The organism is Nostoc sp. (assembly GCF_036917975.1).
Taxonomy (GTDB): domain Bacteria; phylum Cyanobacteriota; class Cyanobacteriia; order Cyanobacteriales; family Nostocaceae; genus Nostoc.
Genome location: NZ_JBALEJ010000005.1, coordinates 20,181 through 41,981, shown reverse-complemented (window position 1 = coordinate 41,981; position 21,801 = coordinate 20,181). Strand labels below are relative to the sequence as shown.

Here is a 21,801-nt window from a genome sequence, read left to right as displayed (position 1 = left end):
TTCTCTAACGAGACGCTGCGCGAATGCGGTTCGTTCTTTTAACCCATCAAAATTAATTCGATAGACCACTACTCCCCATTCCCCACTCCTGCTTGTTCAATCAAAAGGTAATTCTGGGAAACCTTAATTAGTGAGAGCGAGAGGCTTTTGCCAGAAGGAACTAGAATTAGGAAACACCTAGCTGGGTTCTTCTGACTTTTGAAATTAGGAGTGCATGTGTGCCAAAATCCCCTAAATATTTGCTGATTGGATCTACCGAGACTTACAGCGGTAAATCTGCAACTGTTCTGGGTTTGTCTCATCAGCTACAGCAAAAAGGTCTGGATATTACCTACGGTAAACCGCTCGGTACGTGTTTCAATTCGTCTAATGGAGCCGTAATTGAAGAAGATGTCCAGTTCATCGCTCTTAGCCTCAATTTGCCGGAAAACCGCGTTGCACCTACAATGGTGGCTTTGGATGAACCAAATGTGCGAAAGCGCTTGCGAGGGGAAGACAAAACCGATTATCAGCAGTCCCTAATACAGCAATATTTACATAAATCTCAAGGAGATTTGGTATTACTGGAAGGGCCTGGTGATTTATCCGAAGGCAATTTGTTTGACTTGTCTTTGCTGCAAATGGCTGAAGTATTGGATGCTGCTGTGCTGTTAGTAGCCCGCTATAAATCGTTGCTTTCGGTTGAGTCCCTATTGGCTGCAAAACAGCGTGTAGGCGATCGCTTAATTGGAGTTGTAATCAATGATATCCCTGTCACCCAACTAGAAGCGGTTGACACTATCTTGCGCCCATTTTTGGAACAGCAGGGGATTCCGGTGCTAGCAAGGCTGCCAAATAGCGATTTGCTCCGTAGCGTGAGTGTTGGCGAACTAGTCAAGCAGTTAAAGGCTGATGTTCTCTGTCGCAACGATCGCATGGATTTGTTGGTAGAAAGTCTGGCAATTGGAGCGATGAATGTCAATTCAGCTGTGAAATATTTCCGCAAACGCCGAAATATGGCAGTAGTGACAGGAGGCGATCGGGTGGAAATTCAGCAAGCGGCTTTGGAAACTTCTACCCAATGTTTAATTCTCACCGGGCAACTACCCCCGCCGCCGTTCATTCTCAGTCGTGCTGAAGAACTAGAAATACCCATTTTGTCTGTTGACTTAGACACTCTCACAACTGTAGGAATTGTTGACCGCACTTTTGGTCAAGTCCGTGTCCACGAGCCGATTAAGGTTCAGTATATTCGTCAGTTGATGTCCGAGCATTTTGACATTGACCGCTTGTTATCCAAACTAGGTTTAACTCCCGCAGCGGCATTGTCTTAGATTCATGAGTGTATTGAAGGAGGCAGGAGGCAGGAGACAGAAGGAGTAAATCATCCGGGATCGAATCCCGGATGATTTGAAGCTACTGAAGTAAGAATTCAGTGGGGTCTTATTAGTGATGGCTATAGAAGTCAAAGGTAGCAAATTAGCGCACGCAATCTTAGCGGCTCTGGTTGACGCACCCTGTAGTGGGTATGATTTAGCAAAACGATTCGATGGCTCTGTGGGCTTTTTCTGGTCAGCAAGTCACCAGCAGATTTATCGGGAGTTAGCGAAGCTAGAAGATCGAGGATGGATCAGTTCTGAGTCGATTCTTCAAGCAGGACGGCCAGATAAAAGACTCTACAGCGTTACAGACTTGGGAGAACAGCACCTCAAACAGTGGATTACTCAACCTTGTGAACCCACACCAATTAAAGATGATTTACTGGTTAAAATTTTTGCTAGCCATATTGTTCCTAAGGAAATTATCTTGGCGGAGCTAGAAAATCACCAAAAAGCCCATCAAAAAAAATTGTCTACGTACCATAACTTAGAACAACATTACTTTCAGAATCCGCAATAACTGCCAGAATCAGGCAAATTTCAGTATTTAACTCTCCTAAATGGCATTAGTTATGAAACACATTGGCTAGCCTGGTGTAACCAAGTAATGGAGTTACTGAACCAAAGAATCGAAAATTAGTTGCAATGTCTAACTTAAGTTTTCTTCGCATCTACACGCTGTTTGGTAAAATATCTGGGTCGTTTAGTCTGATTATCTCCATCTTTGAGCCAATCAACAGACCTTATTAACCTCGATACATTAGCCCAAGAATTGGCGACAATCCAGCAAACAGGTTCTAAAAGAATTGCTTTGCTAGGTTCTCGTCACGTCCCGATAACGCATCAGAATCTTATTGAAATGATGACTTATGCCCTAGTTTTATCGGGTAATCGAATCATTACTTCTGGTGCTACAGGGACAAATTCCGCAGCTATCAAGGGAGCAACCCGGGCTGATGCAAATTTGTTGACAGTGATTCTACCCCAAAGCCTGGAACGCCAGCCTTTGGAATCGCGCCAGCAACTAGAACAGGTAATGCATCTAGTCGAAAATCCCAGTAATGATAATTTGTCTCTGGCGGAAGCTAGTTATTTGTGCAACAAGGAAATTGTCTCCCGTTGCCAGCAACTAATCTGCTTTGCATTTCACGACAGTCGCACCCTGTTACAAACTTGTCAGGATGCAGAAGAACAAAGAAAAGTGGTGACGCTTTTCTACTTTGATTAGTCATTTGTCATTTGTCTTTTGTCATTTGTATTTGACTAATGACTTATGACCGATGACTGATGACTAATAACCAACGACTAATAAGTAATGATAATTTTTTTGTACTCGATCGCGGCTGCTGCCGTTCTCATTTATGTGCCATTTTTGCTAGTAGCTTATGCCCGTGCGCGTATTGGGTATGAAATGCTTTCTACTCCTCGCGCCCTGTTTGATAAATTGCCACCTTATGCCCAACGGGCTACTTGGGCACATCAGAACACCTTTGAAGCCTTTATGATATTTGCCGCAGCCGCATTAATGGCTTATGTAACTGGTATAAATTCTTTTACAGCCCAAGTAGCTGCGATCGCCTTTGTGGTAGTCCGTTTCCTATACTCGATTTTTTATATTTTGAATATACCCCTTTTGCGCTCGCTGATGTTTGCCATTGGCATCTCTAGCTGTGGCACTCTCTTTTTCTTGAGCATCATCCAAGCTACTAGCTAATTGGCGACTGGGGATTGGGGACTGGGGATTGGGGAAAAGTTTTCCCAATTCCAAATATCCAACACCCAATCCAAAATCCAAAATCTAAAATCCAAAATATTTTATGGCTTCTACTTTTTCCTTTGACATTGTGAGCGACTTTGATCGACAAGAGTTGGTTAACGCTGTCGATCAAGTTATACGAGACATCAAAGGTCGTTACGACCTCAAAGACACTGAAACTACTGTCGAGTTAGTCGAAGAAAGCATTAACGTTAGCACTGACAGCGAGTTTACCTTAGATTCTGTACACACCATTCTGCGAGAAAAAGCCGCCAAGCGTAACCTCTCCCAGAAAATCTTTGATTTTGGCAAGGTTGAATCAGCCAGTGGTAATCGCGTGCGTCAAGAAATCAAACTCAAAAAAGGCATCAGTCAGGAAATCGCCAAACAAATTTCCAAATTGATTCGTGACGAATTCAAAAAGGTACAAGCTTCAATCCAAGGTGATGCTGTGCGGGTTTCTGCCAAATCTAAAGATGACTTGCAAGTTGTCATGCAGCGGCTAAAACAAGAAGACTACCCAGTTGCTTTGCAATTTACAAATTATCGTTAAAAGATTCGTAATTCGTAGTTAAAAATTCAATTACGAATTACGAATTATTTTAAGTCCGTCCGCCAATACTTCTTTGAAATGCCGGACGCTCAGATAACTGCTTGATATAGTTCAACACGGCTGCGTAGGGGCTGAGGTCTAGCTTCAGTATCATAGGAATATAATTCAGAATAGACCCCACTGCCACATCAGCAACAGTGAACTCATTGCCAAGTAAAAAAGGTTGCTTACTGAAAATTTCATTTAATGGAGTCAACAAGCGGGGCATTTCCCGTTCCCGATTCTCCTCTCCAAAAATTCCTGGAGCAAGGGTAGCATTAGCAAACAACACCCATTGAGAAAGTACAGCACGTTCCTCTGGTGAAAGTGAAGTTTTACCGTATTTATCGGCAAGATACAGCAAAATTGTCCCAGATTCCCAAAGCTGAAAATCCCCATCCACAATAGCTGGAACTTTACCAAATGGGTTAATTGCCAAATATGCAGGCTTGAGATGTTCACCCGCCTGCATATCAAGCTTGATGAATTCGTAAAGAATTCCTAATTCTTCTAAATACCAGTGAACAATTGACGCTCGACTACGAGCGCCGCCGTAAAGTTTTACCATAATTACTTAAAGAACTTTGTGAGTGTGAGAATGCTGTTTAACGTTGTCTTCTTTGGTAACAACTCTAGCGGCGTTTAATACCCGCTTGCGCTCAATGGAATACTTAAAATCAGTGTAGTTTGTACCTAAGGGAATCAGAGATTTTGCAGATTCACGACGTTTATAGGTACGAGCTGCTGCAAATGCCCGTGGCACAAATTCCTCTCCAAACTGAGCCGACTCTGGGAAGCCATCTGGCAGCAGTTGTGAATCGCCATCCAGCACAGATCCCAAAGTTGTGGCATGAGCCAGCTTATAGGAGGTAGGAATGCCTTTTAACAGCGCTTCTAAAGCCGCAGAGGGGATCGGTTCTATAACTTCTATTTGATAAACTTCTCCATCTTCTTTGACGAAGCAGGTTGCCAAGCCGATGACAATGTAATCATCGGTTGCTAAATCAGGGGCATTGGAATAAAAAGTTGCGGTTGTCATCGGGAAATTTCTCAAAAAAATTGAATATGGGGATTGGGGATTAGGGATTGGGGATTGGGGATTGGGGATTAGGGATTGGGGATTAGGGATTGGGGATTAGGGATTAGGGATTGGGCATGGAGAGAGAGGGTAGTGAATTCTTTGCAGTCCCAAGTCCCAAGTTCCCAGTCCCAAGTCCCAAGTCCCAAGTTCCCAGTCCCCAGTTCCCAGTTTCCAGTCCCCAGTTCCCAGTTTCCAGTCCCCAGTCCCCAGTTTCCAGTCCCCAGTCCCCTCTTTAACGAACAGCTTGTTGGCATTCTACCAATTTGTCGCTCTCACTACTTGACTAGTCTTTGAGATTCACGTCTGCTATTTCTGGAATTCACCTTCGGGATCGAGTATCCATAATTAGGTTTAAGGAGCAATTGTTTATTTAGGGCGTAGATTTCTACTGGTGTGGGTAGTTAAGTTCAGTCTTGAGATGGCTTCCAAGTAACCATAAATACCTTAAAAATAGAGACAGTGGTAAAACCACCAGCAGTAAAAAACTAGATTTTTATTTCAAAAAGCAGGGCTTTAATGTAGGTAAAGATGAATATTCACTCATTTTTAGCTGACGATAACCAGCAAAGTAAGCAATATAAGTATGTTCTAGATACTACAAACAAACTTCAAGACCGGAGTACAAGCGATCGCAGCGAATCGATTTTTGAAGATAGCGATTTACGCTCTTGTGCTTTGAGGTTGGCTCAACAAGGAGATTATACCGAAGCGATCGCACTTTTAACCCAACTAATCTGCCGCCACCCCGATAATGCTGTTGATTACAACAATCGGGGGCTGATTTATTTTCAAAGTGGCGAAAGGCAAAAAGCGCTTTACGACTATAACAGCGCCCTTAAACTCGATCCCTATTTGGCTAGTGCTTATAATAACCGAGCAAATTACTACGCGACTTGTGGAGAATTAGCAGTAGCACTTGCCGACTACGATCAAGCGATTAATTTGAATCCTCGCCATGTCCGAGCGCGGATTAACCGAGGCATTACCTGGCGCGATTTGGGGCAATACGAGGAGGCAATTGAGAATTTTGAGGTAGCACTGCTTTTCGGTCAACTAGAAGGTCATATCTGGGCTGAACGCGGCAAGACTTACCATCTTTGGGGCGACTGGAATTGTGCGATCGCAGATTATCGTCGCGCCCTCACTCAACTGCCCTCTCAGGGTAACAGTAATGATATTACTGGTTGTCGTTTGCGTTTACAACTCGAAAATCGGCTAAATGAGTTGCTATCTGAATCAGCGTCCTAATTGGTAGATTAATTCTTTTTGCAAATTCAAGATTCAAAAAGTAGATTCTTCATTTTGAATTTTGAATTGGAGCGGAGCGACGCTGTATCGCTAATGACTAATAGATGATAACTACATAGCTATTCAAAAATTAGCTATTAACCATTATTTATTAGCAATAATATAAATTAACACCCAGTTTATACATAGCCAGAATTACAAGAAACCTAAATAATCCTAAAATTCGCTATTTGTCTTAGGGTGATGACTCTGTTGGATCATATTCTTGGCGATCTTGATTCATCAACACCACCTGACGCTGGCTGGGATCAAATCGGTATCCTTGCTGTTGTCTAATACTTTTAGCTTGTTGCGGATCAAAGTTACGGCTAAATTCCGCCTGCAAACCATTGACATGTCCTTCCATCTGCTTAACTTCAGTACTGATTTCTCGCAACTTTTCTTGCTGTAACCAATGATAAGGCAAAAGTTGTGCTAACGCAGATGCGGCAACGGCTGTAATGACGAAATTAACTGCTATTTTGGCTGTGCTTTCCAGTGCCATCACCTGGTAAGAACGTTGACGAAGATGCCGCTTTGGTCGAGGAATGACCCGGCGTTTTTGTATCGGTTGTGACGGTGGTCTGGACGGTTGAATTGCGTTCATGATGCTAAAAGATAACCTCGCTTAGTGAAGAGAAGCACTATGAAGAGTGCTGAGTTATGAGTGGTGAGTGGTGAGTGAGATTTACAACTCAATACGTACTAAACGTCCCGCTACTGCTAACAGCACTCGATACTTAGAACTGAATTAGAACTTAGCATCAAATCAGTTCAGAGTAGCTACTGTCTCGACTTAGAGTGGGAAGATTCAAAAGTACTACTTCTTACTCATTACTTCTTCCTGTCCACTCAGCACTCAGCACTCAGAGATCAGCACTCAGAGATAGGCACTCCTGAATGCTTGATTTAGCTGTCATATTACTTCATTTTTTTAAAATAGCTACAAGTGTTGCACCAGTTAAAAAATAACCTGGCTTACGTAAGTGCAAGGTTTCTAGCTACTTGTGGCATAAAACCACAAGTTTCTGGAAATTGCACCCCGTACTGCCAGGATTATTAGCTTTTTAACTGTGTCACATGGGAGTGTTATTTGTAAAGTTCTGTGGCTAATCGCCAAGCTAGAACTCCTGGAATCAAGGCTACAACTAGAGCGATGTAGACTTGAGTATCTGAGAGAGAAGATATCTGAGCGATGTACAGAGTATCTAAGATAGGCATGGCTAAAAACCTCCTAACCTGAATAGATTTTGAACAGTTCGTTTACTACTTTTCCTTGTTTTGCCAAGATTGTGGAATATCTTGTTACAAGATGCAACAAAAGCAGTTATTAGTCAGTAGTCTTTATTTATTTTCCCTTAAAAAAATTTATAAAAATATGAATTTATATCTGGGTATCGACTTCGGCACATCTGGCGCGCGCGGCGTGGTGATTGACGAGGAAGCTTCTTGTATTCAAGCTGAGGTGCGATATCCTTTCCAGGACTCACCAGCCGCCGTTACGCCAAAAATTTGGCAAGAGGCTTTGTTTGTGCTGGTGGAACAAATACCTGACCAATTACGGCGAGAAATTAAAGCGATCGCAATCAATGGTACTTCTTCCACTGTCTTGCTAGTCGATGCTGCTGGCAATCCTGTAGATGCACCACTTTTGTACGACGATACGCGGGGATCATCTGTCCTAGAGCATTTGAGGAGTATCGCACCCCCCAATCATACCGTGTTGAGTGCCACCTCCAGCCTGGCCAAACTTTTATGGATGAGACAATTACCCTCTTTTAGTGAAGCTAAATATTTTTTGCATCAAGCAGATTGGCTGGCGTTTCTCTTACATGGACAATTGGGTATTAGCGATTACCATAATGCTTTAAAGCTGGGTTATGACGTGGAGGAGTTAAAATACCCAAAATGGCTAGAATTGTTACAAATATCGATTCAGCTACCCAAAGTTTTAACTCCTGGGACTCCGATAGCCCAATTGCGCCCTGAAATTGCGGATAAGTTCGGTTTCCGCCGTGATTGTCTGGTGTGTGCTGGTACAACCGATAGTATTGCCGCTTTTCTCGCTAGTGGGGCAAAATTACCAGGTGAAGCCGTGACTTCCCTTGGTTCCACGTTGGTACTAAAGTTGTTAAGTCGTGGCCGTGTAGAAGATGCCAGATATGGGATTTACAGCCATCGATTGGGTGATTTATGGCTGACTGGGGGTGCTTCTAATACTGGAGGTGCAGTACTCAAGCAATTTTTCACAAACGCTGAGTTAGCAAGCCTTAGCCGGGAGATTGACGCATCAAAAGCCAGCGAGTTAGATTATTATCCGTTGTTGAAGGTAGGCGATCGCTTTCCCATTAATGATCCCGATTTATCCCCACGATTGGAACCACGCCCAGAGAATCCAGTGGAATTTCTGCATGGGTTGTTAGAAAGCATTGCCCGCATAGAAGCACGAGGGTATGAATTATTACAGACAATGGGAGCAAACAAATTGAGCCGTGTTTATACTGCTGGTGGTGGCGCAGCGAATCATACTTGGACTGCAATTAGAGCGCGTAATTTGCAGATTCCTGTAGTAGCGTCACTATACACAGAAGCAGCTTACGGGACAGCGCTATTGGCGATGGGAGAGAGAAAAAGGGGTTAATCAACAGTGCATCTTTTAGTAAATATCTTCTAAATCAGTATCTATCCCAGTGACAATCCATATATCTCGGACGATACTTGGATGATTAGATACCGGACTATAGATTCCAGGTTGATCATCTGGGCAGCTATTCGGGGATGGGTGCTTCGCAGCAAGCGAATGTCATCTATCCCCTTTATTAATTATTGGTATGATTTATAACTAGTCTACACTAATAAGTAATCGGTGCATTAAGGCAAACATGACAAACTTTCACTGGGGATATTAAGCGATCGCACTCTTAACCTCTCTGTGTTCTCTGTGCCTCTGTGGTTCGTAAAAAATTTGTGAAAATGCGATCGCTTCCTATTTCGCTTCTCGCGCTAACCTCTGCAACGCCAACAAACCAGCACCGTAAGCAGGCTCATACCTCGGAAAACTTCGGTGATATTAAGCGATCGCAATCATGGCAGAAAAACCCCAAATTGTGGATTGAAAGTAACCGGATGCTGCGGCGTTACAGTGTAGAAGCTAATGACAGCAAGCGGAACACGGAGACAAAAAAGTGCAAATCACTAAGCGCAATGTTGAATTAAGAGTAGATGGCAGCTTAATGCGTGTTTATGTTGCAGCTCCCAAAGCCGCCGGAAAATACCCTGGTATTGTCTTCTACAGTGATATTTATCAGTTAGGTGATGCAATGATTCGTCTAGCTAACTACTTAGCAGGATACGGCTATGTAATAGCAGCCCCAGAAATTTTTCACCGAATTGAGCCAGTTGGTTTAATAATTGAGCCAGACGATCTGGGAAGGATGCGCGGTAATGACGATGCGCGTCGAACCTCCGTAGCTGATTATGATGCCGATTGCCTTGCTGTAATTGAATTTCTGAAAACAGAGAGTGCGGTTTCTCCAAATCAAATAGGCACTCTCGGCTTTTGTATTGGTGGACATTTAGCTTTCCGCGCAGCATTTCAAAGTGAAATTCGGGCTTGTGTCTGCTGTTACCCGACTGGTATTCCCAGTGGTAAACTGGGTAAAGAGGTAGCCGATACAATCCAGAGGGTAAGTGAAATCAAAGGCGAGATGCTAATAGTGTTTGGTACTCTTGACCCTCATATACCAGAGTGCGATCGCCAGACCATAATCAAAGCAATTCAAAATGCTAACATACCTCACCAAGTTTTCTTGTATGAAGCAGAACATACATTCATGCGCGACGACGGTTATCGTTATGATTCGAGTGCTACCACTGCTGCTTGGTCTGAAATAGTAACTTTTTTGGGGCGCATATTCGCAGACTGAAAACTTATGTTATTGCTTTATTCGCATCAATTTTGAGTTGTTTGTAACGCTAACAAACCAGCACCATAAGCAGGTTCATGCCTCGGAAAAATCACATTTACATTAGGAAACTCCTTAACAAGAGACGCTGCAAATCTCTCATGAATTTTGCATCTACCGCGCCACACACTTCCTGTTGTCACGACTTCTAAAACTGAGTCGGCAGTAAAAATTGCATCAATTACTGTAGATGTAGCTTTGACTAACTCTTTTATAGCATCATCAATTATGATATTCGCTACTATATCACCTGAAGCTGCTGCAAAATCTACAATTGGTGCTAAAGCAGCTATCTGTTTAACTCCCCATTCTCGCCGATATATTAATTCTATTAAATCTTCTATATTTTCCAAACCAAGATGCTGTTTGAAAGTTTCTACTAAACTCGTTGACATTTCCCGTCCATCATAAGATTTTAATGCTGCATTCATACCTGCGATCGCAATTTTATAGGCACTACCTTCATCTCCTAGAATATACCCCCAGCCGCCGACTCGCTTAGTATGTCCCTGATGATTTCGTCCGAAAACTATCGAGCCAGTACCGGCTGCAACTACAATTCCTACAGGCTGACCAATTCCACCAAATAAAGCAATTAAAGCATCGTTACAGATTACAATATTTCCTGGCTGTAATACCCAATTGATAGACAGAGATTTGTTATTTTGTAACTCTTGTACTAAACGTTTTACTACTTCTATATCTGCTGCACGACCTACACCCGCTAAACCCAAACATATCGCATCAATATTAACAGTATTTGTAATTATTACTGCCTCAACCGCATTATGAATTGCAGATTGAATAGATTGTAAAGTTGCTTCGATACCTATACTCTGATAATTAGATGGGCCTGCTTCACCACGACCTAGCACTTGAAGCCAATCATCCATCAAGACACAAACAGTCTTGCTACCACCACCATCTATTCCCAAAACATAACTCATATAGCAGTTCTGAATCTTTGTTAAAATCTCTATTTATTATCTCTCTGTGTTCTCTGCGCCTCTGTGGTTCGATTAGAAACCTATTTTTCATAACTCATTTACAATTGCTATAAGTAAGTCGGTGAGAAAAATTCAATGTATATGAAGAAATATAAATTAGCTGTAGGGTGTGTTATGCCGTAGGCTAACTTCCTTGAGATTATTGACGGTGCGTTGTGCTTTGCGACAACACACCCTACATTAAAATTCCTTAACATAGCTGGAAATATTAGCACCGACTTACTTAAATCTGTAATAACATTAACTATTTTGACGCTTCGGTTCTTTTTTTAAAGGTATAAAAAACAGAGCAATCATCCCAGGAATAGTTAACAAACAAACTAAGAGAAAAAATAATGGATAGCCAAAAATTTTTTGCAGATAACCGCTAATTAAACCTGGTAGCATCATCCCTAAAGCCATGATGCCAGTGGAGATAGCAAAATGAGAAGTTTTATATTCGCCTTGGCAAATATACATTAAATAAACACTAAAAGCGGTAAAACCAAAACCATAACCAAATTGCTCCAATGAAACCAAGGGATAAACTAATATTAGTGAAGGTTTAGTGTAAGCCATATACACATAAAAAATATCAGGTAAATTCAAAGCTAAAGCCATAGGAAACAAACACTTTTTTAATCCATATTTTGAAATTAATAAACCTCCTATAATTCCTCCACAAATTAAGGAGATTACCCCAAATGTTCCGTAGACTAAGCCGACATCTGACGTTGATAGTCCTAAACCACCTACTTCTGGTTTATCCAATAAAAACAAAGAGGCTATTTTCACAAGCATTGCTTCGCCAAATCTGTAGAGTAAGATAAATGCTAAAATGTTTATAATTTTATCCTGAGCAAAATATGAGCTAATGATTGACCAAAAGGGTATATTTTCCCTAGCTTGTATTTGTCGTTGTTTGTCTGATTCGGGTAAGGGTAAAATTAGCCGATGGTAAATAAACAAAATTGCTAAAATTAAAGCTGAGAAGCCAATAGCTATAGTCCAGCTTAAAGGAATATTATTGAGATATATTTCAAGTTGACCTGCTAAGACTACTAATATTCCAGAACCAAAAATGACAGCCATTCGATAAAATAGTGAGCGAATGCCGACAAATAAGGCTTGTTGTTCTGGAGATAAAGCCAGCAGATAGAAGCCATCTGTAGCAATGTCATAAGTTGCAGAAATAAATGCTCCTATTGTTAATGCTGCGAGGGAGATGAAAAAGAAATTTGGCAGTTGTAAGGAGAAGGCTATCAAACCCAAGCAGCAGAACATGGCAAATTGGGTGTAAATTATCCATTTACGTTTGGTAGAGTAAATATCAACAATTGGGCCCCAAAACATTTTGATGACCCAAGGTAGATAGAGAAAGCTTGTCCATAAGGCAATTTGAGTGTTATCTATTCCGAGTTTTTTGTAAAAGATTACGGAAACTGTGTTGATGATAATGTAAGGTATGCCGGAGGTGAAATATAGGGTGGGGATGAAAGTCCAAGGGGAGGTTGTTTGGTGTTTCATGGGTTTAGGGGACGAACCGCAGAGGCGCAGAGGGCGCAGAGAGAGATTAAGAGAGGATGATGCGTTTGATGCCGTCTTTGAGGAGGGGGACGTTAAAGTTAATGAGAAGGGCTAAGGGGTAATTAGTCATTTTAAGTTATGAAAGGACTTGAGCTTCGTGGATTGGGGCTAAATTTTGGATAGCTTTTAATTCCACAATTAGACAATTGGCAACCAGAAAATCTAATCTACCCTTGCCTACTTCATGTCCTTTGTAATTTACTGTTACCCCCTTCTCAACCACATGAGGTATCCCACACCTAAAAAATTCTATAATTAGCGCTTCCTTATACACCTCCTCCAAAAATCCAGGCCCCAACACCCTATGCACCTCAATCGCCGCCCCAATCACCTCACCCGTAAGCCGATTCATATCCTCTCCTAACTCTCTTCCCTCCGCGTTCTCTGCGCCTCTGCGGTTCGTTTCCATCAATCCCTCTCCAACCCTATGGCAAAATTTATTAAAGTCCTTCCTTAGTTTTCCCGCATGACCGCAACTATTCCCAATCTCCCCAGTCTCTACGACCCCTTTTCCACTGAAGCCAAGTGGCAAAAATTCTGGGAAGACAACCAAGTTTACAAAGCTGACCCCAACAAAGGCGGCGAACCCTACTGCATCGTCATTCCCCCCCCCAATGTCACCGGTAACTTACATATAGGTCACGCATTTGAAAGTGCGTTGATTGATACCCTCGTACGCTACCACCGGATGCAGGGGCGCAATACCCTATGGCTACCCGGAACTGACCATGCCAGCATTGCTGTGCATACTATGCTGGAAAATCAACTCAAGACAGAGGGTAAGACTCGTTACGAGTTGGGGCGCGAAAAGTTCCTAGAACGCGCTTGGCAATGGAAAGCGGAGTCTGAAGGAACGATTCTGAATCAGCTACGACGCTTGGGTGTCTCAGTGGACTGGTCACGGGAAAGGTTTACCCTGGATGAAGGTTTATCTAAAGCTGTTGTCGAGGCATTTACTCGTCTCTACGAGGAAGGCTTAATTTATCGTGGTGAATATTTAGTTAACTGGTGTCCCGCTTCTGGGTCGGCTGTGTCTGATGTGGAAGTAGAAAATCAAGAGGTGAATGGAAATCTCTGGCACTTCCGCTATCCCCTCACCGATGGTTCTGGTTTTGTGGAGGTGGCGACAACGCGACCAGAAACGATGCTGGGCGATACAGCAGTAGCAGTTAATCCCAATGACGATCGCTACAAACATCTCATTGGCAAAACTTTAACTCTGCCCATTCTACAACGAGAAATTCCCATCATTGGCGATGAATTCGTTGACCCCACTTTTGGCACAGGTTGCGTAAAGGTAACTCCCGCCCATGACCCGAACGATTTTGACATGGGTAAGCGTCACAATCTGCCGTTGATCAACATTATGAACAAAGACGGCACTCTCAACGCCAATGCTGGGGAGTTTCAAGGACAAGACCGCTTTGTTGCGAGAAAAAATGTGGTTTCTCGCCTAGAAGCAGATGGCTTTTTGGTGAAGATCGAAGATTATAAGCATACCGTTCCCTACAGCGATCGCGGTAAAGTACCTATTGAACCTCTCCTCTCAACTCAGTGGTTCGTCAAAATTCGCCCCCTAGCTGACAACACTCTCGAATTCCTCGACCAACAAACTTCTCCAGAATTTGTCCCCCAACGCTGGACTAAGGTCTATCGTGATTGGCTAGTAAAACTCACTGATTGGTGTATCTCTCGCCAATTATGGTGGGGACACCAAATTCCGGCTTGGTACGCTGTCAGTGAAACGGGTGGGCAAATTACCGATAATACGCCGTTTGTGGTGGCGAAATCGGAAACTGAAGCTTGGGAAAAAGCTAAATCACAATTTGGTGAAAATGTCAAGTTAGAACAAGACCCAGATGTGCTAGATACTTGGTTTTCTTCTGGACTTTGGCCGTTTTCAACTCTAGGCTGGCCGGAACAAACTCAAGATTTAGCAACTTACTACCCGACTACTACTTTGGTGACAGGCTTTGACATCATCTTTTTCTGGGTAGCCAGAATGACCATGATGGCTGGGCATCTTACTGGACAAATGCCTTTCCAAACAGTTTACATCCACGGCTTGGTGCTGGATGAAAAAGGTCAGAAGATGTCTAAGACCAAAGGTAATGGTATTGATCCGTTGTTATTAATTGACAAATATGGTACTGATGCCCTGCGATATACACTAATTAGAGAAGTGGCTGGTGCTGGTCAAGATATCCGCTTAGAATACGATCGCAAAAAGGATGAATCTGCATCGGTGGAGGCATCCCGCAACTTTGCAAACAAGTTGTGGAATGCTGCTCGGTTTGTGATGATGAATTTGGATGGACAAACGCCGCAACAATTGGGGAACCCAGTCGCTATCGAATTGAGCGATCGCTGGATCATCTCGCGGTATCATCAAGTTATCAAACAAACCACCAATTACATCGATAATTACGGTTTAGGGGAAGCAGCAAAAGGACTCTACGAATTTATCTGGGGTGATTTCTGCGATCAGTATATTGAACTGGTGAAATCCAGATTGCAAGCAGATGCCGATCCAGTATCGCGGCGGGTAGCACAGCAAACCCTCGGCTACCTACTGGAAGGAATTTTAAAACTGCTTCATCCGTTGATGCCTCATATTACCGAAGAAATTTGGCAAACTCTCACCCAACAATCAGCAGATTCCCCGCAAACTTTACCGTTACAAATCTATCCTCAGATAGACACAAACCTAATTGATCCAGCTTTAGAAGAACAGTTTGAATTGCTGATTGCTACTATCCGCACAATTCGGAATTTGCGTGCTGAAGCGGATATTAAGCCAGGGGTAAAAGTGACAGCGAATTTGCAAACCCAAAGCCAGAAAGAGCGGGAAATTCTGACTGCTGGACAGGATTATATTAAAGATTTGGCGAAGGTTGAGACTTTAACCATTACTGACAAACAAGAAAACCAAACTGTTGCTGCGAAAAAACCTCAAAGGGGTTTGAAGACAATTGGCTTAATTATTGTGGCCATTATCTTTGGTAGATTGGGTTTAGCTGTAGGGTATGCCATTGATGACATTCCCATCATCGGAACTTTCTTTGAACTAGTTGGTTTTGGTTACACAACTTGGTTTGTTAGCCAAAATTTCCTAACTGCTCAAGCGAGACTTAGGTTATGGAGCCGATTTTTTCCGCAGAGAGAATTAGAACAACCGCAAGAACCAGAAAATGCGATCGCAGGTGTAATTGGTACAATACAAGTGCTAATTCCTCTTAGCGGTGTGGTAGATATTGAAGTTGTGCGTGCCAAGCTAGAAAAAAGCTTGAGCAAAGCTGAAGCTGAAGTTCAATCCCTGAGTACCAGATTAAACAATCCTAGTTTCGTAGATAGAGCTAGGGCTGACGTGGTACAGGGAGCGCGGGAAGCCTTAGCAGAAGCACAAAAACAAGCAGAAATTTTGCGCGTACGCCTGAATGCGTTGCCGTAGCGATCGCCTGCATGACTTAGGATAACTGTAATGGGTAATATGAAGAGTTATTAATTCCCAATTACCCATTACCAATTAACAAAATCCAAATATAAATTCTGGCACTTATTTTTTATTAAATTTTTTATTAATTTTGAATTTTGTTAGCGCAGCGTTAGCGAATCTGTGAGCGTCATTTTGAATTTTGAATTGGAGCGAAGCGACTTCATGCTGTATCTAGCCCAGGTGCGTAAAAACGATTTTTTAGACCAGCACCAGTTACGCTTGTTGGCGCGTCAAGAAGCTGATAACTTGTGGGCGATAATTCCCGAAGAGGCTTTCATTTTGCTGGGAAAGGGAAAGATCATGAGTGAAAACTTGCTTGTCTTAGTGGAACTTTCCCCTACAGGCGATATTCAAAAAATAGAAGATGCCACCAACTGGGTACTCCATCTGGTACAAAGCTACCTCACCATCGGCATTACCCCGGAATTTTTGCAGCATGAAGCCGAGCGAGCAGAACATTGGCGACAATCCCTGACGTTGCAAAATCAAGACTTAGCGCGGCGTTCCTTGGAATTAGAAGCTCGTCGCGAACAAATTCAAGCCTTAGAAGAAAGCCTCAAACGCGAGAAAAACGGTTATACCCAAGAGGAAAGTTAAAAATTTGCAGTTGTGTTGCCTATAAAGCAATACAGTTCAGAATGAGCAACAAAACACTTGTAGAGACGGCGATTTATCGCGTCTCTACATTAGGTTGATTTTAGTTTAACCGAGTACCGTGGGTTTAAATCCCCCGGTTCAATAACCGGCAAGTTTTGGGTCGGGGTCTAAATCCCCGGACGCGACGCTCGAGTACTCGCTTGCCGCCGGCGCTATCGCAGACTCGCTACCGCAACGCTTTCACAAAACTTAATTACGAATTACGAATTACGAATTACGAATTATTTAATTGTTTGAGCTTTCGTTAGGCAATCACAGTAATATTTGCACTACTAAGCAGAGCATTATTCGAGAACTGGGCTATTTGAACTTGGGCTGTACCACCAACTCCATCTTTATCAAAGAATAAGTTACCCGTAGTTTGATTATAGATGAAGCGATCGCTTGCGGTTGTAGCAATAGTCCCAAGTCGGAACAAGCCAGAATCAAGTACAGTATTCTGAGATTGGCTGAGTCCGAATTCTGCCTTAGAAATGAAGATAGTATCATCTCCAACAGTAAAATCAGTGATGGTATCGTAGCCTCCAGTGCGGGTATCAGTCAGATATAAGCTATCTTGCCCAGTTCCACCAGTCAGCACATCTCGACCAATTCCACCAATCAGTACATCGTTACCTGCACCACCTAACAAGGTATCATTGCCTGAGTTGCCATAGACGGTATCATTACCATCTCCTCCGCTCAAGGTGTTAGCACCAGCATTTCCTATCAGGATGTTATTAAGGCTATTACCAGTACCATTGATTGCCCCAGTTCCAGTCAGGGTCAAATTCTCTAGGTTATCTCCCAACGTCCAAGTCACCGAAGAGTTAACTGAATCTATGCCTGCATTTAAGCCTTCAGTAATAATATCGCTAACGTTGTCTACGGTGTAGATGTCATTGCCATCTCCACCAATGAGACTATCAATCCCTGCACCTCCATCCAAGGTGTCATCGCCTGCACCGCCTAACAAGGTATCATTGCCTGAGCTACCAAAGAGGCTGTCTTTGCCATCTCCTCCGCTCAAAAAGTTAGCGCCAGCATTTCCTATCAGGATGTTATCAAGGCTATTACCAGTACCATTGATTGCCCCGCTTCCAGTCAGGGTCAAATTCTCCAGGTTATCTCCCAACGTCCAAGTCACCGAAGATTTAACTGAATCTATGCCTGCATTTAAGCCTTCAGTAATAGTATCGTTCAGGCTGTCTACGGTGTAGATATCATTGCCATCTCCACCAATGAGACTATCAATCCCTGCACCCCCATCCAAGGTGTCATCGCCTGCACCGCCTAACAAGGTATCATTGCCTGTACCACCAATTAGGCTGTCTTTGCCATCTCCTCCGCTCAAAAAGTTAGCGCCAGTATTTCCAATCAGGATGTTATCAAGGCTGTTACCAGTACCATTGATTGCGGCGGTTCCAGTCAGGGTCAAATTCTCCAAGTTATCTGCCAACACGAAAGTCACCGAAGATTTGACTAAATCTATTCCTGCATTGGCGGATTCAGTAATAACATCGTTCGCGTTGTCTACGATGTAAGTGTCATTGCCGTCTCCACCATTGAAAATATCAGATCCTAAACCTCCATCCAAGGTGTCATTGCCGGAACCCCCCAACAAGGTATCATTACCTGCACCACCAATGAGGCTATCATTCCCATCTCCTCCGCTCAAAAAGTTAGCGCCAGTATTTCCAATCAAGATATTATTAAGGCTGTTACCAGTACCATTGATTGCCCCGCTTCCAGTCAGGGTCAAATTCTCCACGTTATCTGCCAAGACGAAAGTCACTGAAGACTTAACTAAATCTGTGCCTGCATTTAAGGCTTCAATAATAGTATCGTTTAGGTTGTCTACGATGTAAGTATCATTACCAAGTCCACCAATGAGACTGTCAGATCCTAAACCTCCATCTAAGGTGTCATTGCCTGCACCACCCAGCAATGTATCATCGCCTGAATCACCAAAGAGATTATCGTTACCATTGTCTCCGCTCAAGATGTTAGCAGCAGTATTTCCAATTAAGATGTTATTAAGGGTGTTACCAGTACCATTGATTGCTCCAGTTCCAGTCAGGGTTAGATTTTCCAGGTTACTTCCCAACACCCAACTAACTGAAGACTTGACTAAATCTGTGCCTGCATTTAAGCCTTCAATAATAGCGTCGCCGATGTTGTCCACAATATAAGTGTCATTGCCTTTACCGCCAATGAGACTGTCAGATCCGGCACCACCATCTAATAAATCATTCCCATCGCCACCATCAAGGGTGTCGTTATCACCTAGTCCTTGGAGGGTATCATTGCCCTGCAATCCTGAGATGATATCCATATTCACCGTACCAGTCAGGTTATCTGCACCAGAAGTGCCATTAATCGGAGGGGTGATTTGATTAATGGTCAAGTTTACGGTGGCAGTACTGTTGCCACCGTGCCCATCACTTATAGTGTAAGTGAAGCCGTCGGAGCCATAATAGTTTTGGGAAGGGGTATAAGTGTAAGTACCGTTGCCGTTGTTAATTACGCTTCCCTGACTAGGTTGAGTGAAGCTGGTAATGTTCAGTACGTCATTGTCCGCATCTGTATCATTACTCAACAGAGTAGTAGCGCTAATGATAATAGGTGTGTTTTTGTTTGTGGTGATGCTATCGTTAACAGCAACAGGAGTATCATTTACCGCCGTAATATTAATATTGCGGGTAACGGTAGTACTATTAGTACTCCCATCATTAACCACAAAGCTGACGGTACGAGGTGTAGTAGTGGGATTATCACTGCCGTTGGTATAAGTAACAGAACGTAGTGCGGTTTGATAATTTGCAACACTGGAACTGCCAGTTAAGGTTAAAACACCTGTGGTGCTGTTATAGCTGCCCGTAATCCCATATTGGTCGGTGAAAGCGAGGGTGTCTTGAGCAGAAATAAAGCCACTGCTAATTCTGATAGTAGCACTGGAGAGGTTAGCAGAGTCTACATCGCTGACTGTGATACCTGAATCGATCGCTATAGTAGCGTTCTCGGTGTATGCCAGAGCAGAGTTGGTGGCAGTAGCAATGGGCGCATTGTTCACCGCCGTAATATTAATATTGCGGGTAACGGTAGTACTATTAGTACTCCCATCATTAACCACAAAGCTGATGGTACGAGGTGTAGTAGTGGGGTTATCACTACTGTTGGTATAAGTAACAGAACGCAGTACAGTTTGATAATTAGCAATGCTAGAACTGCCAGTTAAGGTTAAAACACCTGTGCTGCTGTTGTAGTTGCCCACAATCCCATTCTGACTGGTGAAGGCGAGGATGTCTTGAGTAGAGACAAAACCACTGGTAATGCTGATAGTAGCACTGGAGAGGTTAGCAGAGTCTACATCGCTGACTGTGATACCTGAGTCGATGATTGTAGTAGCATTCTCAATGTATGCCAGAGCAGTATTAGTGGCAGTAGCAATGGGCGCATCATTCACCGCCGTAATATTAATATTGCGGGTAACGACGGTACTATTATTGCTCCCATCATTAACTATAAAGCTGATACTACGAGGTGTAGTACTGGGGTTGTCGCTACTGTTGGTATAAGTAATGGAACGCAGTGCGGTTTGATAATTCGCAACGCTGGAACTACCAGTTAAGGTTAAGACACCTGTGCTGCTGTTGTAGCTGCCCTTAATCCCATATTGGTCGGTGAAAGCGAGGGTGTCTTGAGCAGAAATAAAGCCACTGCTAATGCTGACAGTAGCACTAGCTAGGTTAGTGGAGTCTGCATCACTGACGGTGATGCCTGAATCGATGGCTGTAGTGGCATTCTCGGTGTAGGCCAGAGCAGAGGCAGAACCAGAGGTGACTATCGGGGGAACCCCATTGTTCTTGTATAGTTGGGCATATATCCCATCACTAGACCCGTCTTGCTCAAAGCTTTGCCAGGAAATGACAAAGTTCCCATCAGCAGCGATCGCTACTGATGGGTTACTTTGATTATCGGTGGTGGTGTCATTGACCAGAAATTCGCTCCCTTGAGCCACCCCAGAACTGTTGTAGCGTCGGGCATATATCCCATTATTATCCCCATCCTGACCATAGCTTTGCCATGAAATAACAAAATCCCCATTTGCATCCATCGCTACTGTGGGGTTAGTTTGATTGGATATGGTAGTGTTATTGACTTGGAATTCGACCCCAACAGCTACCCCAGCATTGTTGTAGCGTTGGGCATATATTCCATAACCAGATCCATCCTGACCAAGGCTTTGCCAAGAGACTACAAAATCCCCACTCGCATCCATCGCTATTGCGGGGTTAAATTGATTACGGATGGTGGTGCTATTGACTTGGAATTCGACCCCAACAGCTACCCCAGCATTGTTGTAGCGTTGGGCGTATATCCCATAGTAATCCCCGTCCTGACCATAGCTTTGCCAGGAAACTACAAAGTCCCCATCTGCATCTATCGCTATTGTGGAGTTATTCTGATCGCCGCTAGTGGTGTTATTGACTCTGAATTCGCTCCCAACAGCTACCCCAGCACTGTTGTAGCGTTGGGCATATATTCCACTGCCAGAAGCATCTTGACCAGTCCAGGAGATGACAAAATCCCCAACTGCATCTATAGCTATGGTGGAGTTATTTTGATTGCCGCTAGTGGTGCTATTGACTCTAAATTCGCTCCCAACAGCTACCCCAGCACTGTTGTAGCGTTGGGCATATATTCCACTGCCAGACCCATCTTGACCAGTCCAGGAGATGACAAAATCCCCATCTGCATCTATGGCTATTGTGGGGCTATTTTGATCGCCGCTAGTGGTGCTATTGACTCTGAATTCGCTCCCTTGAGCTACCCCAGTGCTGTTGTAGCGTTGGGCATATATCCCATTCTTATCCCCATCCTGGCCAAAGCTTTGCCAGGAAATAACAAAATTCCCATTTGGATCTATCGCTACTGTGGAATTAGATTGACTATTGCTGATGTAATTATTAACTTGAAATTCAGTCATGAAAAAACCTCTCTTAAAAACTAAAAGTTTGATTTCAACAATTACGCACTAATTAAGGAGACTCCCT

The 21,801-nt window shown here is 43.3% G+C and carries 17 protein-coding genes and 2 pseudogenes; 11 read left to right on the top strand and 8 right to left on the bottom strand.

From position 1 onward, the window contains the following. Positions 1 to 218: 218 nt before the first annotated feature. From V7K76_RS02085 to V7K76_RS02065, 5 genes and pseudogenes are all read left to right on the top strand, one after another. Entirely contained in the window at positions 219 to 1,313 is a 1,095-nt protein-coding gene (locus tag V7K76_RS02085) for a phosphotransacetylase family protein (RefSeq protein WP_334775177.1), read from the top strand. A 118-nt stretch (positions 1,314 to 1,431) separates the two neighbouring features. Beyond that, positions 1,432 to 1,998 (top strand): annotated as a pseudogene (locus V7K76_RS02080) (PadR family transcriptional regulator). Between the two features lie 84 nt (positions 1,999 to 2,082). Further along, positions 2,083 to 2,586, top strand: coding sequence for a hypothetical protein (locus V7K76_RS02075; protein ID WP_041565591.1), 504 nt, complete (start codon positions 2,083 to 2,085; stop codon positions 2,584 to 2,586). An 87-nt stretch (positions 2,587 to 2,673) separates the two neighbouring features. Beyond that, positions 2,674 to 3,072 carry an MAPEG family protein gene (locus V7K76_RS02070; protein ID WP_334775178.1) on the top strand — a complete coding sequence of 133 codons (399 nt, stop codon included), beginning with the start codon at positions 2,674 to 2,676 and terminating at the stop codon, positions 3,070 to 3,072. A gap of 103 nt (positions 3,073 to 3,175) precedes the next feature. Continuing rightward, entirely contained in the window at positions 3,176 to 3,667 is a 492-nt protein-coding gene (locus tag V7K76_RS02065; protein ID WP_012411046.1) for a YajQ family cyclic di-GMP-binding protein, read from the top strand. Between the two features lie 49 nt (positions 3,668 to 3,716). Here the strand turns inward: V7K76_RS02065 and V7K76_RS02060 are convergent, their stop codons facing one another. Both V7K76_RS02060 and V7K76_RS02055 read right to left on the bottom strand, forming a co-directional pair. Beyond that, a complete protein-coding gene (locus V7K76_RS02060) occupies positions 3,717 to 4,274 on the bottom strand; it encodes a glutathione S-transferase family protein (RefSeq protein ID WP_334775179.1) in 558 nt (185 codons plus the stop codon). A gap of 6 nt (positions 4,275 to 4,280) precedes the next feature. After that, positions 4,281 to 4,745, bottom strand: coding sequence for a hypothetical protein (locus V7K76_RS02055; RefSeq protein ID WP_334775180.1), 465 nt, complete (start codon positions 4,743 to 4,745; stop codon positions 4,281 to 4,283). Between the two features lie 570 nt (positions 4,746 to 5,315). Between V7K76_RS02055 and V7K76_RS02050 the strand changes: the two genes are divergently transcribed. Further along, positions 5,316 to 6,035 carry a tetratricopeptide repeat protein gene (locus V7K76_RS02050; RefSeq protein ID WP_334775182.1) on the top strand — a complete coding sequence of 240 codons (720 nt, stop codon included), beginning with the start codon at positions 5,316 to 5,318 and terminating at the stop codon, positions 6,033 to 6,035. Between the two features lie 235 nt (positions 6,036 to 6,270). Here the strand turns inward: V7K76_RS02050 and V7K76_RS02045 are convergent, their stop codons facing one another. Then, positions 6,271 to 6,681, bottom strand: a complete 411-nt coding sequence (locus V7K76_RS02045) for a hypothetical protein (protein WP_334775183.1) — start codon at positions 6,679 to 6,681, stop codon at positions 6,271 to 6,273. Positions 6,682 to 7,163: 482 nt separating this feature from the next. Next, positions 7,164 to 7,262: a photosystem I reaction center subunit XII gene (gene psaM, locus V7K76_RS02040; protein ID WP_334709783.1), complete on the bottom strand. Its 99-nt coding sequence runs from the start codon at positions 7,260 to 7,262 to the stop codon at positions 7,164 to 7,166. Positions 7,263 to 7,452: 190 nt separating this feature from the next. Here psaM and V7K76_RS02035 point away from each other — a divergent pair, with 190 nt between their 5' ends. From V7K76_RS02035 to V7K76_RS02025, 3 genes are all read left to right on the top strand, one after another. Continuing rightward, positions 7,453 to 8,715 (top strand): FGGY-family carbohydrate kinase, encoded by a 1,263-nt coding sequence (locus V7K76_RS02035; RefSeq protein WP_334775184.1) that lies wholly within the window; start codon positions 7,453 to 7,455, stop codon positions 8,713 to 8,715. A gap of 308 nt (positions 8,716 to 9,023) precedes the next feature. Further along, the gene (locus tag V7K76_RS02030) at positions 9,024 to 9,290 is read left to right on the top strand and encodes a hypothetical protein (RefSeq protein WP_334775185.1); all 267 of its coding nucleotides are present in this window, start codon (positions 9,024 to 9,026) and stop codon (positions 9,288 to 9,290) included. Then, entirely contained in the window at positions 9,260 to 10,000 is a 741-nt protein-coding gene (locus tag V7K76_RS02025) for a dienelactone hydrolase family protein (RefSeq protein WP_334775186.1), read from the top strand. Before V7K76_RS02030 ends, V7K76_RS02025 begins: the two co-directional genes overlap by 31 nt. Before the next feature lie 26 nt (positions 10,001 to 10,026). Here the strand turns inward: V7K76_RS02025 and V7K76_RS02020 are convergent, their stop codons facing one another. The 3 genes and pseudogenes from V7K76_RS02020 to V7K76_RS02010 all read right to left on the bottom strand — a co-directional run bounded on the left by V7K76_RS02020 (position 10,027) and on the right by V7K76_RS02010 (position 13,021). Then, positions 10,027 to 10,986: an N-acetylglucosamine kinase gene (locus V7K76_RS02020; RefSeq protein WP_334775187.1), complete on the bottom strand. Its 960-nt coding sequence runs from the start codon at positions 10,984 to 10,986 to the stop codon at positions 10,027 to 10,029. Positions 10,987 to 11,286: 300 nt separating this feature from the next. Next, on the bottom strand, positions 11,287 to 12,552 hold the full coding sequence (locus tag V7K76_RS02015; protein ID WP_334775188.1) for an MFS transporter: 1,266 nt from the start codon (positions 12,550 to 12,552) through the stop codon (positions 11,287 to 11,289). Between the two features lie 46 nt (positions 12,553 to 12,598). Beyond that, positions 12,599 to 13,021 (bottom strand): annotated as a pseudogene (locus tag V7K76_RS02010) (GxxExxY protein). Positions 13,022 to 13,078: 57 nt separating this feature from the next. Between V7K76_RS02010 and V7K76_RS02005 the strand changes: the two are divergent. Next, positions 13,079 to 16,063: a valine--tRNA ligase gene (locus V7K76_RS02005; protein WP_334775189.1), complete on the top strand. Its 2,985-nt coding sequence runs from the start codon at positions 13,079 to 13,081 to the stop codon at positions 16,061 to 16,063. A 207-nt stretch (positions 16,064 to 16,270) separates the two neighbouring features. Next, positions 16,271 to 16,705, top strand: coding sequence for a hypothetical protein (locus V7K76_RS02000; RefSeq protein WP_334775190.1), 435 nt, complete (start codon positions 16,271 to 16,273; stop codon positions 16,703 to 16,705). 304 nt (positions 16,706 to 17,009) lie between these two features. Here the strand turns inward: V7K76_RS02000 and V7K76_RS01995 are convergent, their stop codons facing one another. After that, the gene (locus V7K76_RS01995) at positions 17,010 to 21,734 is read right to left on the bottom strand and encodes a beta strand repeat-containing protein (protein WP_334775191.1); all 4,725 of its coding nucleotides are present in this window, start codon (positions 21,732 to 21,734) and stop codon (positions 17,010 to 17,012) included. Between the last annotated feature and the right edge of the window lie 67 nt (positions 21,735 to 21,801).